Genomic DNA, 16877 nt, shown 5'->3' with positions numbered 1-16877 from the left:
AAACGGAACCATGATGACAGTAATACAGAAATGCACAGATTTTGAAAACCTGTGTTTCTGTATTTAAGGACGTTATCACCAGTATGTGATCCGTGAAATAAATTTAATTTAGTCAAAAGTGATCGGCGATCAACTGTACTCAGCTTAGTTGCCGGCGGAGTTGGGGTGACCTTATTTCCCGCCAATGCCCAAAATCTACGGTGCAAGGGAGTTGTCTACAGAACCATTCAGGGACAAAACTTAATGGGAGCAACTAGCTATGGTTTGGCGGCGCGATGATTCATCTGTAATTTTGCGCGAGTTTTTGGAAGTGACAAAGAGGGTAGCGCGAGAACAAATTTCAGGTGAATGAAACATAGACCTGAAATTCTCTCCGCCTAAACCTTGATTCCTTGATGTTGGTAGTACTTATGTGCTGCCATAGCCATAGCAAAAAATCCCCAAAGAATCATGCCTGAAACACTCAGCATCCCGCTACTGATAATTAGCTGTGCACAAGAACTGATGGCAATGGCGCGGGCAGCACTCATAAAACTATCAAAGCGAGATTCAGCATAATTGGTAACGCTGAAAATCATCAAAATGAGCGCACCCATATAAGGAATGGCACCAAACCAGCCCAGGGTGAAAAACGTATCTAAAATACCGCTGTCAATGACAAAAACTTCTATTTGACCTGTTTTTTCATTCACCTTCCAGGTATTTCCTAACCCATTACCCAAACCACTAGAGAGGGCTAACCCAAGGTTTCTGTCATAGCTTCCCGATCTATCTCTAAAACTGGTATCTTCTTGCAGATTGGAAAAACTTTCTAATCGAGCAGTAACAACCTTAGAAATTGGCTCGATAGTTACCAATGGCACAACACACATTGCCATCACCAAGATTATGGTAATTAAGCGCATTTGTACCCTGGCTTTAGCTGAACCCATAATCATAATTATCCCTAATAACCAGCCTCCCCAGTTAGTACGGACTTGCGCCAACAAAAATGATAAGTAACCAACGGCCGAGGCAGGAAAAATTAATTTTCCTGAACTGGTAAATAACAGCAGCAAACCAGTTTGCATCACCGCACCAAATGGTCCAACTGAGTGCAGTGTACTCCACACACGCATGCCAAAAGGAACAGGATCTCCCGAACTGCTATACAGTTTTGATTCAATCAGCCAGTACCTGTCCCACTCTGGCGCCACCACAAATTGATAGATACCGTAAGCTCCAATGATTAACACACCCCAGAGAAATACGCGCTGAATATGCTGGCGATAACTGGGATAATCTCGCCAGTTCATAAATAGGTGAAAACCGAAGATAATTGGACTGAGCCAGTCTAGCAGACCCCTTGCTACAGGAATCGGTGAGTTATGAATCAGTCCTACGAGAAAACCATAGAACACGCCGACAAAACCCAAAATAAAAGGTAAGCCGCCTTGGCGATAAGCGCCAGGAAGATGTCGGAAGAAAGTTATTATGGTGACAAGCACCACTAGATAGGGTGCTATAAGGATTTGCCGGGTGGGGTCCCAACCAACTCGATAGTCAACTAAGCGAGCAATTAAGGGTGTGAGAAACCAAATCCACCAGGTAAAACCGATGTAGAGAATGGGATGCCGCAAGTATAAAAATAAGGCTACCACCAAACATGTTACCGGAAACACTAGGCGCATCATGGCAGCAGCACCGGCAAAATAGCAAACTGTTGTCAATAAGGCGAAGCCCAGAATTACCGTCCAAGCTTGTGGCGATCGCTCTTTGGGGGAAAAGTTTTCTTTTAAATAACTATTGAAAAGTATCTGTTTGGAAATCACTTTGTATTAGGTAATGGGTAATGGGTAATGGGTAATGGGTAATGGGTAATGGTAATTGGTAAGAGTTTTTCCTATTGCCTAATCCCCAGTCCCTAATCCCCAGTCCCCAGTTCCTGATATGTCTGCCATCCTTGCCAACGCCCACGCCAAGACGCTAGCAGCTTTTTGCCCACAAGTTGTTTTTGACTGGGGAAAAATCTCAGCCATTGTATTAAGCCTAAACTATCTCTAGTGCCTACTAATAATGCCCAGATCAAAAAGACAACCCGACGGATAGGGGGCAAATGCTCTAGTAAAACTAGGGTTTCATTATGAACTAAATTAATTAAGGCAATTTCATTAAAGTTTTGGCGCTGATCTTCATCAAAACGTTGTGCTGGATAGTGATCTACGGCAACGCTAGGATCATAAATAATCTTCCAACCAGCCCGTTTTAGGGTGAGGGTGAATGCCATTTCAAAGTGTACCTGGGCCCCTGTACCGCGCATTCGCTGATCAAAGCGTAATGTTTCAATAGCTTTTTGGCGAAAACTCATGTTCACACCTTTGAGAACATCGACTTCACGGGGGACACCAACACCCAAGTGATGATTGCCAATTACACGCCCAAACCACTGTAACCGACCAACTACTGGGCGGGAGTCGTCTTCTAGTTTGCTGTCGTGGTGTATCCAATCACGCCCGCCAACAGCGCCAATGCAACTATCTGCGGTAAAGTGAGCGGTAATTTTCTCTAACCAATCAGGATGGGGTGCAGCATCATCATCAGTAATGGAAATAATATCTCCCTCGACAGATGCCAGTCCGGCGTTGAGAGCTGCTACTACCCCTGACTGTGTGACTGTGACAATTTGCAAGGGTAGGTTGTGGTTCGTGAATTGGGAGAGGAATTGCCAAGTTTCTGTGTCTGTGTCGCGGACAATGGCGATCGCTTGTGAAACCGGTTTAGTTTGCTTTTGTAGCGCTAAAAGGCAGCGTGATAAATCTAGCGGACGGCGATAGGTTGGGATGAGAACTGTATTCCTCATTCTGAATTAACTCCTCAAATAGATCCAGATATGTTTGCGCCATAGTTATCCAGCTATGTTGTTCAGCCACAGTACGAGCTGCTGCACCCATCCGCTGCATTCTTGAAGGTTCATTTACCAAAGACAACAACGCGGAGGCCAATGCTGCAATGTCGTCTGAGTCGGGCAAAACGATGCCACATTCTGGTGTCACCAACTCTGCACCTCCCGTCGCGGTGGCTGTAATCACGGGTAGTCCGGAAGAAAGTGCTTCTAACAATACGAGAGTACAAGCTTCGTAACGGGAAGGAAAGACAAATAAATCAACCGCCCGCATAATATCGGCAATATCACGGCGATATCCCATAAAATGCACCCGTTCAGTTAAGCCTAGTTGCGCTGCTAGCTGGGGAAAGGGGCTTCCTTGCGTACTTCCTACCACCGCCAAATGTAAATTGGGAACTTTTACCAAGGCTTGCAGCACAGTATCTAAGTTTTTCCTGGGTGTGCGGATGTCTCCAGCAAACAGTGCCAAAGTGACATTTTCGGGTAAACCTAATTTTTGCCGCCCAGCCTCACCAGGAGCAAATTCTTGTAAGTCAACACCATTCACAATTACGCGAATTGTCGAACGGGGTACACCGATGCTGACTAATTCCTGGGCTACTTTTTCTGATACGGCGACGACAACTTTCGCTTTTTGGAAAGCTTGTTTTTCCCAACGGGCATTTGCAGCAGTAAACAGCCACTGGTATAGGCCGTAAGCATCCCGGCGGTTGCGAGATATATGTACAGGCGATCGCCACCACGAACTGTGGACAAAATGCACTGCATTCACATCAGCACCTGCTGCTGTAATTGCTCCGTTGGTTTTGACTAAATCTAGGCGATCGCGATTTTGCCGCAACCAATCTGCACTTTTTCTCGCAAATAGAAAATTCCGGATAAATTCTGTGGGATATCCTTTAACGGGAATTTCCACCCAGTTAACGTTGCTACTTTCTTCTAGTTCTGGTGCTACTTCACTGGCTAATAATGTCAAGTGATGACCACGCCGAATTGCTTCCTTAGCAACCTCATAGTTTACCCGGCCTTGTCCATCGCCTTTTCTAACCTTATGGGTAACAATGCAAAGTTTCACACACCACCTCCCTTACCAATTCCCAATTACCAATTACCAATTACCAATTCCCAATTACCAATTACCAATTCCCAATTACCTTATTTCGCAGTTCCTAGCAATGGATTTGCTAAAAAACGCGGAATAAAACTAAGAATAAGTGCGGCTATAGTTCGGAAATTAAATCTTTGTTTGCTCAACGCCCGCCAAAGATAAGGACGCGCTGCTACTGTCTCTTTAGTCCGCAACAAACCAATGGCAAAAGTGGTATTAGCTGCTAACCATTGTTGTTGAAAGTGTTGTTTAAATTCCTGTAGACTATCGTCTAACATCAAGACTTGATAACAAAACATTTCGGTTTTAGCTTTGCTAATTTTTGCCTGCACATCTCGACTACCACTGAGCATAGTATCAGATTGTTCATGACAACGATAACGCGTCAGTCTTTCAGGATAATAGTAAGCACCAAAACCAGATATACAGCAGATGTAAGTTAAATATAAATCCCACATACCGCCGCTTTCTAAAGGAATGCTATCCCAATCAATAATATGATTGCGAATTACACAAGCAGCAGCAGTAGCTATACTTTTATCAACCAACCCAATTTTGGTAAAAGGTTGATGAATCCCCGCTGCTAGTTTATCTCGCTTATAATTGCGTGTATTTTCTTCAGTACCAACTTCCTTAATTTTGCCCTGGGCATCGATAATATATTGGTCGCAAAAAGCCAGAATTAACTGGGAATTTGCTTCTAGAGGCGGCACAAGCTTAGACAAAAAATCCTGATTCCACATATCATCATCATGGAGACTAGCAACATATTTGCCTCGCGCCATCTTAAAGGCTGATAGTTGATTAGCAATCATGCCCACGTTGTACTGTTGTCGCCAAAATCGAATGCGGGAATCACCAAAAGATTCAATAATAGCTTGGGGGTTTTCAGAACTACAATTATCAGAAACAATAATTTCAATGTTTTGATAAGTCTGTAGAAGGGCGCTAGCAATTGCTTGTTTGAGGTATTCTGGTCGATTATAAGTGGGAATAATCACACTGACCAGAGGTTCTTGTAATTTAGTATCTATAGACATAAGTTGAATCATTGAATAATTTTTCTATTTGCTAAAGCAGGAGATGTCAAAGGATGCTCCTGTAAAAGTCTACTTTTATCTATTGTTTCATTCCGGTAAATTGTCTCCAAAAAACGTAATGCTGTAGATCCAGGACTATAATGCTTTAGTGCCCACAGCCTGCCTTCTGTAGCAATGCTTTCGAGAATTTCTGGCTGATCAACTATTCTGTCTATTGTTGCTTGTATATTGTCTAAATCGATGCCAATATAATGCCGCCAATTCTCTGGCATCACAGGCAAAGCAATACCATATTTCTCGAAATCTACATGAAAAGTAGCACATCCTGCCGCTAAAGACTCCCAAAATCGCCAACTATCCCACTGCACAATTGTGTTGGTCTTTAATCTCAATTTGGTGAAAAAATGCTTGAGAGTACGATTAATTAAATCTCCTGGATTCTGAGGATAAGAAGGTATAAAAAATCCCCCAAAGCAAGTGCATGCAACTGAATCTTGGAGGCGTTGATAGTAAGTTGGATAGTGACGTCCACCGGTTTGCACCCATTGTAGATAATCGTAACCTTCTACTGGGTGGTTATCAGGACTATCGACAGAGGTGTCGATGGGTAGAATATTTTTAATCCGGGGGATGAATTCACTACAACTGATATTTCTGACTGGATGACCTGACTTCCAATGTCGGAAATTAATGAGAATTCGGTTTTTTCTTTCCGAAAAATTTGGTACTTCTTTAAGTTCTTGCAGTATCCGGTTACTCAGTCCAAAAGCCCAGGGATAAAAATTATGTCCATAATTTAGTTTCGAGTTAAAATGATTTCTCAAGATCAAATCAAATTGGCTGAATTCGGATTTTTTACTATAAGTTTTATCATCATCCTCTCCATCTAAGTAAACAGTTATATATTTACGCTGGGGATGAAATAATTTTTCTGGTAGAGGAATGTCTGCGTGATACCAATTATTGGTTAACACCACAATCGAACAATCATCAGGTGTAATTTCTGGATCGTGCCGAAAGAGAAAACTATTTGTTTCTAGTGAATTTTGCCAATAGTTAACATTTGAAAAGAAGAGAATTCCCAGTTCTTGAAAACCTTCTGCTAAACAAATTAACAAATGCTGGAATTTATCTCCCGCTGCAACTTTTTCTCTAGGATCACAATAGAAATATATTTTTTCGGGGAATTTGCCAAAACTATTATGCATGAGTTTTTTGTTTGTGTATTGTCTATTTACAATAAATTAAGTATTGTCTAATAAGTTTTTAAATGAAAGTCAGTAATGGTTTTGGTGTAAATCTTTTCTAGTCGTTTAGCGTGAACATCAATCGTAAATTCTTCCTGGAACCAAGCCTGACCTTTTTCACCCATCAGTCGACTTTTTTGATAGTTGGCTGCTAGTTCGTTGATGGCAGCAGCTAGCTGAGAAATATGATTTGGTGGTACAAGGATGCCTGTGACGCCATCTTGCAAATGTTCCGGAATACCGCCAACAGCACTAGCAATTACAGGGCGATAGCGGGCATAAGCCTCTAAGGTTACAAGACCCGCAGGTTCAGGCCAAAGACTAGGAAAAACTACAGCCAAGCATTGTTGATAAAGTGTTGCTAATTTGTCACTATTACACCAACCATGCCAAGTAATGCGATCGCTTAATCCCATCTTCTGGGCTAATTTTTCCATGCTTGGCTTACCCCAACCATCACCAGCAATGTCAAGATGGATACGCTCATCAGTTTTTGCCATAGCTTTTAATAGCCATTCAATGCCTTTATAAGCCACAATCCGCCCAGCAAATAAAATCCGCTGATTTTGGTGAATTTCCCGGCTCAGAGGTTCAGTGGGATTTTGGGGTGATTGCACACCACAGCGCAGAGTCACCACCCTGTCTGGTGATAGGCCACCGCGAATAATTTGCGATCGCACATAATCACTATTAGCAATCACTGGAATGGTCAGTTTTTTCAATGCATCTAGGGAATTGTTAGCATTCCCCCAGTTTTGAAGCATATTTTGCGGTCGACGACTCCCACAGCCGTCTACTACATGCCCCCAAGCGCATCCTAGGGGGTGCATATTGCGATCGCATTGTCTGCCACGATCTGCTAAAAATTTCGTACCGCTGGGACAGTAGCTAGAGTGATTGTGTAGCGTAAATACCGCTGGACATTCTTCCCGCAAGTCTACCAGCATATCTGGATCATGAATGTGCAGCAATTTGAACTGGCTTTGTTCCAGATTTCTCAAGGAATTAATAGTACATTGACTCACCCCATAAATTTGCGAATTTACCAAAGAAGCCACATAAGTTTCAATACCACCACCCCCCCTGATATCAGCAGCAGAGCAGTGAAAAATCATTTCTTGTTCAACCAACGTAAAATTCATATTTAACACCCTTATTTCTGACGGTTACTATATATAGGATTTCGGTTTTTTGAAAAACTACCATACGCCTGGACTGTCACCTATAACCCTCTGCTGATCTCTGACAAAACTGCCTGCCTTTCCTTTTTCATTTTCGTCAAATAAAATTGGTATATACAGATTAGTTAAGTAGTTCTTGGCTTCTAAATATTTGGCGTAAATTTTGCTGGTAAAGTTCTTGAGTTTGTTGTTCAGCCGTGATTCTGGCAGCCTGACCCATCTCTGTTCTAGTAGTTTCATTCTCAGCTAAAAATATGAGTTTATTCCCCAGACTTTCCACATCTCTAGGAGGAACAATAAAACCATTAACTCCCTGAGAAACAACATCAGCCGCCCCAGATTGAGAAGTCACAATTACAGGCAGTCCACAAGCCATCGCTTCTAACGCCACCAAGCCAAAGCCGTCTTCTACAGAAGGTAAAACTAAAACCGAGCATTTGCCGAAAACTGCCGTAGGGTCGGCACAACTGAAATCCCAAAACTCCTGCTTAATATTGGCATGTTTACTTAAGGCATTTTCCATTAATATTCGCAAAGCGCGGGTTGAAGTGCCACCAACTATTAACAGTTCCGAGTTAGGAATATTTGCGTTAGCAAAAGCATTAATCAAATATGGTACCCCTTTACGAGGTTCAATTGTCCCCACATAAAGCACCCGAAAAACCTGATCAAGTTTCGGAACAGGATGAAATCTGACCGTATCTACAAAAGGTGTCAGCACCGCAATTTCTTCTGGTGCAAATCCAGCTTGCACAAAAGTTTGTTTTGCCACTTCCGAAAGCACAATAATTAAATCAGCTTGCTTACACTCCCCTAAAAACCGTTGCAGCATCATCGGATTCATACTAGCCACAGTAGCTTCAGAAAGCATCCTCATCTCTTGCTGAATTTGTTCTTGCATAAAGGGAAGATAATTATTTAGGCAATATAGCCAAGCCCTTGCACCTTTGGCTTTAGCTGCCTTAAATCCCAAATTAGTTTGACCTGCTACCCCCATAATTAAATCACAGGGTTGAGATTTTAATCTTTTGCTCACCTGTTGATCAAAATATAAATCACTGAGTAACACAGCCCAATCATTGCGACGACGTAACAAAGGGGTAGAAAGTAATCGTCTGCTCCAACGAGAATGTCCCACAGGATGAACTGGAAAATCAGCTTGCGGTTTTTCCAAACCACCACAAAATACAGTTAAATCTGCAATTGTACTTAAACCTGCTGCTGCATTCGCCAAGCAAACTCCCTGCCCTCCTGTCCCCAAACCTGTATTGCAAGTGAGCGTAATTTTCATAAATTTCAATGAGCAATAGTGGATTTTAAGCAAACTGCGTCAAAGATTTTTAAATAATCTTGAACCAAGTTGATATAGCTAAGTTCTTGTTGAATCTCTGTGCGACCAAACCTCAGCGGAGAACCAGAAAAAGCAGCAGCAGCTACATAAAAGATTACCTGACTCATAACTTCTACATCCGTGGGTTCAACCAACCAAACTCCCGGTTTATCCTGCAAATAATCCCAGTTTTCTCCTTTAGGTACTGCTGCCAAAATCGGTCGATCTGTCATCAGATATTCATAGGTTTTACATGAAATACGCCCACCTGGAGTGCCATCAGGACGATTAGGCAAAGTTATAAATAAAAGGTCAGCTTGTCTTGCCAGTTGAATCGCTTGAAAATGGGGCAAAGCACCCGAAACAGAAACAACATCTGTAAGATTTTGGGTTTCTAAAACCTTTTGGACTACAAATTCTGGAAAGCTGTTACCGTAGACTGCAAGCTGAATTTTTTTCTCCCAGTCAGGATTTTGAGCTAGCACTTGCTGTACTGCTTTACCTACAAAAACTGGACTAGAACTCCGGCAGTCAATTCTTGCCCGTTTATAGTAGCCTAATTCCATCCAAGCTTTGTACAGTCTTTTCGGCAACTTCCGTTCTTCAGGATGATGATAAAATTCATACCAGCCGTTCATGCCACCAGTATATACAATCTCGAAAGATGTGTTACTATTTGTTCGCCTAGCAGACGCACCAGAGGGAATAATGGGACTAGAAAAATCCAGCGGATCAGCACCACAACGAATCAAATGAAACTTTGATTGTTGCTTTTCAGGTTGGCGTTTTTTTACCAAATTCAGATTGAATTGAGAAACGTAAACTACTGCATCAGCTTGACGCACATAAAAATTTTCTAGCCAGCGTTCGAGATAATAATGCAGCCAAGTAGTAGAAGTTGAATGCATATCAGTGCAACTAAGTGAATCATCCAAACTCAGCACTAAAGGCAAACCTGTCAGCCACTTCAGCACCACTCCCACTAAACCGGCTGAATAGGGCATCATAAATACAAAAATAGCATCAGCCTTCTGTTGCTTAATTTGCTGATAACCTTTTAGTAATGCAGGTAAAATCCAAAAAATTTCCGCATCTGGCCAAATTAATAAGGTTAATAACTTCTCCAGCCTCAGCTTACCAATCCATTCAATTATCAGTTTGGGACACCAACTTTTCACATAATGAATCGTTGCTTCTTCAGGTAAATAAGCATCCTTTGTCCCAGTTAATATATTTATTCGCCAAGTTTTCCCAAATTGTCTTAACAGCTTATTAGCTCGAATAGCAATTGGTGTTTTTAAGGGAGTGAAGTCATGGGCTATACAAAAAAGTATTGGCTGATAGGGCGATTTAGCCTCAACATTTAATGTAGATGAAGAAATCTGCTCATAATTAGCAGGTTGTAAGGGCAACCATTCTAAACGATTGATCAAATCAGCCATAAATAACTGGGTTAAAAAATTAAGTTCCTTGATTAATTTCTCAAACATTCAACCAGATATGAGTAACCAACTAAATAGATTATCATTCATGATATCTATGCTTATAGCTGTCATAATTTAGAAATTTATTTACTCTGATTGAGTGCTTTCGTACTGCATTTGGTGATATTTCCAAAGCTTACCTTTAAGCTCAAGTAGTTCTTGGTATTTACCCTGCTCAACTATCCGTCCCTGTTCTAATACCACAACCTTATCTGCTTTCGCAATAGTCGAGAGACGGTGAGCAATTGTAATTACTGTTCGACCAATAGACAGCTTTTCTAATGATTCCTGAATTAACCGCTCGGACACAGAATCTAAAGCGCTGGTAGCTTCATCCAAAATCAAAATTTCTGGGTTCCGCAGCAAAGCCCGCGCAATTGCAATTCGCTGCCTTTGTCCTCCAGATAACCGCACACCCCTATCTCCCAACTGTGTATCAAAACCTTCAGGCATTTCCAAAATAAATTCCAGTGCATTCGCCAGTTGAGCAGCTTCATGAATTTCCGCTTCAGTTACCTCTGATGCACCGTAAGCAATATTCTTTTCAACAGAAGTATTGAAAATAAATGTATCCTGGCTAACCACAGCTATCTTGCGCCGTAGAGAGTTGATTTCAAAGTGCCGCACATCAACTTCATCAATGAAAATATAGCCATCTGTAGCATCATAAAATCGAGGAATTAAATCGGCAAGTGTTGTTTTACCAGCACCAGAAGCTCCGACTAATGCTGTCATTTTTCCCCGTTCAATGGTAAGCGTAATATTATTTAGCACTGGCTGATTAGCACTATAGCTAAAATCTACAGATACTAAATCGATTGACCTTTGTAAACCCTGAAACTCAATTGGCCCATTTTGAAAATAAGTTTTATCCTTAGTTGTCAACAAGTTTTTAATATTGTCTGCTGAACCTTGGAGAGTACTGATAAATGCTCTTGTGCCATTAATATCTTGAACAAATGGTACAAGGCGGAAAAGTACAAAGAAAAAAGTGAGTAAAGAAGCAACTTGTAGCGTACCGTTCACCACAAAGTTAGTGAAGGCTAAAATAATCATCCCGACCAGTACTGTAGTAGCTACAGCTTCAGCAATTGGCCTCACAAGTGTCCAGGTTAAAACAACTTTAGTTGAAGTACTGACTACTTGATCGCTAGCTTTATAGTAACGCTGACGCTCCAATTCTTGAGTACCACAGGCATGAACTGTACGAATACCATTAATAAATTCTATGGCTGTTGATGTAAAATTACCATTAGCAACTGACATGCCAAAACTAGTTTCTCTCACTCTGGCATTTAAATTTGACAATCCGACGCCTAAAAGTGTAAATAAAAATACAGAAATTAGCGTCATTTGCCATGATAGCAAAAACATTGTGATTAAGTAGACAGTAGCTGTCAACCCTCTGGTAAATAAAAATGCCCCTCCACTAAAACCTTGTCTTATCCTCTCAATTTCTGTAGTAATTGTGTTTATCAGTTCACCAGAACGAGTTTTAGCAAAGTAACTCAGCGATAAAGATTGCAACTGTTCAAAAATTTGCTTACGTAAGCGAGCGCCAAGATGTAGTTGAGATAATTCGGTGTAGACTTGTCCAAAGTAATTGAAGGTTGCACGCATCAAAGTACTTAACAATATCAGCCCAGATACCCGATATAGGCGGCTAACTGCTGAAGTATTAACGCCCAATATCAAGTTATCGAACCAGTCTATTCCTATATGAATTGGTTCAGCATTGGGGCTAGTTAAGCTCTGCAAAAACGATAGCAAGAAACCAAGACTAACACCTTCAAATGTAGCCGCCAAAAATGAAAAGATTAAGGCAAGTATGGCAATCTGGCGAAAGTGTTTAAATTCTCGCAAAATCAAATAGTTTTCCTGCCAAAATTTAGTAGCCTTGAACAGATTGCTGATTGCTCGATAAAATTTCCGATGCATGAACATTTTCCAAAAATAATTTGTCAAGGCAAATAGACCATTAGAGACGCTAGGCAAATATTTTTATCCAGATAGAGTGCGGTAAATAAATTCAATAATTACCGCACTTTTTTCCAAAGTCATTTTTGCAGGATTGAGGAGAGAGAAAATAACTTTGCTGGGCGTGAATTTGTGTAGATAAATTGCTGGCTCTAGTATAGCTATGTGGCTGTAATCAAGACAATTTTCAGATATTACTATACCAGTAAATATGATAATTACTGTGCGATACCAACCCAATAAGCCAGAAATTAAGCACAATCTTTAGCTATCTAATTGCAAGATGTTAGACTGTTCCTCTACCTCCCATGAAGCTGTAATTCCTGGTAGTTGATTGAGTGCTCGTTGTCTTTCTGAACTTAACCGCACAGCATCTTCTAAAGTCCAAGAACGACTTCCCATTAAACTCATCTCACCCCGGATCACATTCCATAATTGGGGCAGATTTTCTAAACCATACTTACATAGCCAATGCCCTAGAGGTGTCATGTCTTGTATCACAGTTGTGCGAAACTTGATCGCTCGAAAGAGCTTACCTCGCTCTCCAACATGCCACTCACGGGAAAAAAGCAACCCTGGTGAGTACATCCGCATCAGCAAAATCAATGCCAGCATTACTGGACTTACTACTAGCAGCAAAACTAAGGCAGCAATCCAGTCAATTCGCCCCTGAAACCACCTCAAAAGTCGGCTATCTTTTCTCGGCAATTTATTGCCAGAGGGTATGCTGAGAAATATTGGCTTATTAGCTTGCTCACATGCATCTGCCCAAAACCGCAGTAAAGCCTCACCCAGCTTTGGATCGATACTCACTAAATTGACTGGGGAATGTTTTAAGCACTCTACTAACGATTGCTCTCTATCCAGTAAAGGCAGATATGGCTGTTTCACTTGCCTGGGATGCTTTACCAACAGCTGACCCCGTCGCCATTGAAGTGTGCAGTATGGGGAGCAATGATCTTGGTAGTGCTGGGGCACAGTGTAGTTATTCTCTAAACTGGGAATTATTGACGTTGTCATATGTCTGTGAATTTATACAGTAGTAGATTGCTGACCTGATATCCCAGGCGATGAATGCCAAAGATTCCGATCTGAGTGTTGTTGCTCTCAAACGCTGGAGATAACTGACTGTGAAAATATGCGCTTACAACTTGCTTTCCAGACAAATCCATATCTTGTGAAATTCCGCAAGTACAATATCTACAGAAAACAACAATACTAAGTAAGCAGGCAGCAACTAACATAACTGGGGAGCTAGCTAGGACACTTGGTATTCTCCCTAAAAATTATGCTTGGTAGGGAGGTGTACAGGGAATTTATCCCATCTCCCTATCTCCCCATCACTACATTTACTTCCACCTACTTAATTTTTAGACAACTCTAACAAAACCAGTCCACTCTTACCTTATAGCTTTTTGGGATGGGCTTCTCAATCTCTAGAATATAAGATTCTGTAGAAATATTTATTGTTCGGACAAATTCTTTATTCACTCTTTAAATAGACATTGCTTTTCTCAAAAATTTATTAAGCTATGATAAATTTGGCTAATTTTAACTGATATAAATAAAATTATATGTTGGCAATAAAAAAGCTTAAATATTACATTAATCATATTAAGTAAATTTTCTAAATATTGTAATCAACTCAACAAAATTAAACATAGCACCTCTCTTTGAGTCGCTCTACAAAAAGGAAACAGACTTTGATACTCCTTAAATAATCTCTAGGAGCACTGGGGTATTAGAACTATTTTATGTTTTTTGAGATTGACCTAGTTAATCAGTTTTTTATGCTTTTTGAATGAGTTGTAGGTAATAGATATTACTTGAATAAAAAATATGCCTGAGAAATAGTAACTATTGATAGTTGACAATTAACAATAAATGTTTAACTCGCCGCAACCCCACAATTGATATTTTATTAATCCATTCTTGCTCCAAAATTACTTAATAAAACTCTTGGATGAATATCTAATACCCCACCCTAACCCTCCGCTGAAGTTATCAGCCTTGGCGGAAGCCGCTGAGACTTCTCTGGGACAAGGAGGCTGACGAGTGTAGACTTTCTACAAGAATGCTGGAAAAATGATCAGGAAGATAAGTGAATAAATATATTTAGTATAAAACTATACTTTTCAATCAAAAGGGCGGCTTTCATCTTAGCTCTAGAAGCAATGAGATGAAAGCCGCTCCACCGTTACTTATTAGTAGCCAGTAGTGCGTAGTTTAAGAAACTGACCACCGACGCAAAATCTCACTAAAGCCCAGAACGTTGAAATAAGGGGAGACCGCAAAAATAAAATCCCAGCCGTGTTTGTAAGTGATTATTTGGTGACGAGAGATCTAGGTTTGAGGGCTGGGATTTTATTTCAGGGCAAATGCCTAAGCATAATTTAGCTATTTTTCCACAGCTTGGTGCAGCGCCAATTGTTGTTGCTTGGGATAAGGTACGTAAGCACTGTTAGAGTTTGATACTCCATTTGCCACAACCCCAATGAGGTTTAACTTACTCAACATAGCTGTAGCTTGGGTAATCTGGGTTCGTGTGACTCTGCCAATGCTGGCTACCATGACTACACTCCGACAAGATGATGCTGTGAGCATGGCATCCACCAAGCCGAGAACTGGCGGAGCATCTATGAGTACCAAATCATAGTTATCTTCAAATGCTGCCATCAATTGCATCATCCGAGGGGAACTCAAGAGATTAGCTGGGTCAGTAGGTGTTGGCCCAGCGGTCAAAATATCGATGTAGGATGAGCCTGAATATGGAACACCAATCTGATGGGGTAGGGTGACATCACTTGCTAGTAGTGTTGACAGCCCCTGTTCATTAGGAAGATTGAGTTGTGTATGTAGGCTAGGAACGCGTAAGTTGGCATCAATCAGCAGTACCCTTTTGTGTAACCGGGCAGCACTCATTGCCAGACCCAATGCCAAAGCTGACTTACCATCATCCGGCAAAGCCGAGGTGACCATTAAGGACTTTAGGTCAGATACGGTATTTAAAAGTTCAATATTTTTATAAATCAGATCCAGCGATTCCCAACGTGGTGGGGATTGTAGAACCTGAATTGTCCAGGGGGAAAGCACTTCTGGCTTACCGAAAGGCAATTTGATCACTGATTCTCTGGGCTTGGCAGGAGGCAATTTCGGAGTTGTTCCCAACAACGGCAGAGCCACTTGCTTCTCTAACTCAGCAGTGGTATGAACGGAATCATCAGCTGCTTCCCGAATAAACGCCGCAATACCTCCTAACATTAAGCCCACCACTGCACCCAACAAGAGATTCTGCTGGAGGTTTGGCCCCAACTGCTCACCTTTTTGGGGTTCTTCCACCACTTCCCAATTAAACCCACCCTTAGAAAGTTCCTGCCGCAATTGCTGCTCCGCCCTTAACAATTGCTCCAATCTTTCACGGCTAAATTGTAACTGCGGTAATATGCGATTGTAATAAGCCAACAGAGAGGGAAAGCGTTTGAGTTCCAAACGGAGGTTGTTCTCTTTCTGCGCCAAAGTTTGATCGCGAGCGCTTAAAGCAACTATATTGGTCTGGGTCTCTACTAGCTGACCTGCGAGGTTGAGGTCAATTTGACCGAGTTGTCCTTGTTCGAGAAGAGTTTCTCCAAAAGTGAATGCGCCAGCAGACTGTCCGCCTAAAGTTCTTCCTACTTCTTTTTGCAACAGTACTTTTTGGCTCTGAAGTTGTTCTTTCAGCTTTTGCACACTTGGAGTGTCATCCGTGAAACGCAAGCGTTCCTGTGCTAGAGACAGTTCTGTTTTCTGAATTTCGTTGAGTAAGCCTTGGTAGCGGCTAGACTGACTGAGACGAGAAGAAACTAGGGCATTCTGTGGCGATCGGTTCAGCTGTTCTTCCAATGATTTTTGACGTGCTAAAGCCTCTTCATATTGAGAACGAGTTGTCTGTCGCTCCTGCTCAATAGTGTTTAAAGTTGCCTCGATGGCTCTAGCCTGTGACTCAGGATCGATTAAATTCTGGTTTTTGCGAAACCGTTGGAGGTTTGCTTCAGATGCATTTACTTCGTCACTGGCCTTTCTTAACTGTTCCCTGATAATTTGCAGACCTTTCTGTAACCGCGAATCCTGCTGTTGTTTGTTATATTCCACATAAACTTGGCGGATAGCAGCCAGAACTTTTTTTGTCTTCTCTGGATCTATATCGGTATACTGAACTTGGAATATTTTTGTGGCGACGTTATCTTCTTTAGTTCTTAATTGACTTAAGACTAAAGCACTTTTAACATCACTTGTGGTGATGTCTGGATATTCAGGCTGAAGTTTATCAACTGCTTTTTGGATCAGTCCAGAACTCTGCATCAAGTTCTGCTGGGTTGCAGTGTCTATTTCAACATTAGAGTCGGTAAACTGACTTTCTACTCCCGATCCTGCTTTCTTACCTTGATAGTTAGGCTCTACTAGCAGCTGCATGGAGCTTTTATAAGTAGGATGAGTTTTAAAAGTTACTATACCTGCGATAGCAGTAGAACTCATAAATACTAGTAAAAACCAAGGAAATCTGCGGACAAGTACTGCGAACATTTGTCCATAACCTGGTTCTGTTTCTGGAACTGGAGTTATGTGTGGATTTAGACTATTTTGAATCAC

Annotated in this window: 11 protein-coding genes; all 11 read right to left on the bottom strand. The window is 41.4% G+C overall.

The window, feature by feature from the left end; all coding sequences use genetic code 11:
* Positions 1-377 precede the first annotated feature (377 nt).
* The 11 genes from CYLST_RS22335 to CYLST_RS22285 all read right to left on the bottom strand — a co-directional run bounded on the left by CYLST_RS22335 (position 378) and on the right by CYLST_RS22285 (position 16877).
* The gene (locus tag CYLST_RS22335) at positions 378-1811 is read right to left on the bottom strand and encodes a hypothetical protein (RefSeq protein ID WP_015210008.1); all 1434 of its coding nucleotides are present in this window, start codon (positions 1809-1811) and stop codon (positions 378-380) included.
* A gap of 92 nt (positions 1812-1903) precedes the next feature.
* Complete coding sequence (locus tag CYLST_RS22330) at positions 1904-2839, bottom strand: glycosyltransferase family 2 protein (RefSeq protein WP_015210007.1); 936 nt, start codon at positions 2837-2839, stop codon at positions 1904-1906.
* Positions 2757-3959 (bottom strand): glycosyltransferase family 4 protein, encoded by a 1203-nt coding sequence (locus tag CYLST_RS22325; protein ID WP_015210006.1) that lies wholly within the window; start codon positions 3957-3959, stop codon positions 2757-2759. The genes CYLST_RS22330 and CYLST_RS22325 overlap by 83 nt, the downstream gene beginning before the upstream one ends.
* 80 nt (positions 3960-4039) lie before the next feature.
* Positions 4040-5044: a glycosyltransferase family 2 protein gene (locus CYLST_RS22320; RefSeq protein WP_015210005.1), complete on the bottom strand. Its 1005-nt coding sequence runs from the start codon at positions 5042-5044 to the stop codon at positions 4040-4042.
* Positions 5041-6240: a glycosyltransferase gene (locus tag CYLST_RS22315; protein WP_015210004.1), complete on the bottom strand. Its 1200-nt coding sequence runs from the start codon at positions 6238-6240 to the stop codon at positions 5041-5043. Before CYLST_RS22315 ends, CYLST_RS22320 begins: the two co-directional genes overlap by 4 nt.
* Positions 6241-6287: 47 nt before the next feature.
* Entirely contained in the window at positions 6288-7421 is a 1134-nt protein-coding gene (locus tag CYLST_RS22310; RefSeq protein WP_015210003.1) for a glycosyltransferase family 4 protein, read from the bottom strand.
* Between the two features lie 160 nt (positions 7422-7581).
* Positions 7582-8751, bottom strand: a complete 1170-nt coding sequence (locus tag CYLST_RS22305; protein ID WP_015210002.1) for a glycosyltransferase family 4 protein — start codon at positions 8749-8751, stop codon at positions 7582-7584.
* 5 nt (positions 8752-8756) lie between these two features.
* On the bottom strand, positions 8757-10232 hold the full coding sequence (locus tag CYLST_RS22300; protein ID WP_157162628.1) for a glycosyltransferase: 1476 nt from the start codon (positions 10230-10232) through the stop codon (positions 8757-8759).
* 129 nt (positions 10233-10361) lie between these two features.
* Complete coding sequence (gene hepA, locus CYLST_RS22295; protein WP_015210000.1) at positions 10362-12212, bottom strand: heterocyst formation ABC transporter subunit HepA; 1851 nt, start codon at positions 12210-12212, stop codon at positions 10362-10364.
* A gap of 303 nt (positions 12213-12515) precedes the next feature.
* Positions 12516-13271, bottom strand: a complete 756-nt coding sequence (hepC, locus tag CYLST_RS22290; RefSeq protein WP_015209999.1) for a heterocyst development glycosyltransferase HepC — start codon at positions 13269-13271, stop codon at positions 12516-12518.
* Between the two features lie 1377 nt (positions 13272-14648).
* The gene (locus tag CYLST_RS22285) at positions 14649-16877 is read right to left on the bottom strand and encodes a GumC family protein (protein WP_015209998.1); all 2229 of its coding nucleotides are present in this window, start codon (positions 16875-16877) and stop codon (positions 14649-14651) included.

Origin of the sequence: Cylindrospermum stagnale PCC 7417 (genome assembly GCF_000317535.1) — a bacterium.
Lineage (GTDB): Bacteria > Cyanobacteriota > Cyanobacteriia > Cyanobacteriales > Nostocaceae > Cylindrospermum > Cylindrospermum stagnale.
This window is presented reverse-complemented; position numbering and strand designations above follow the sequence as displayed.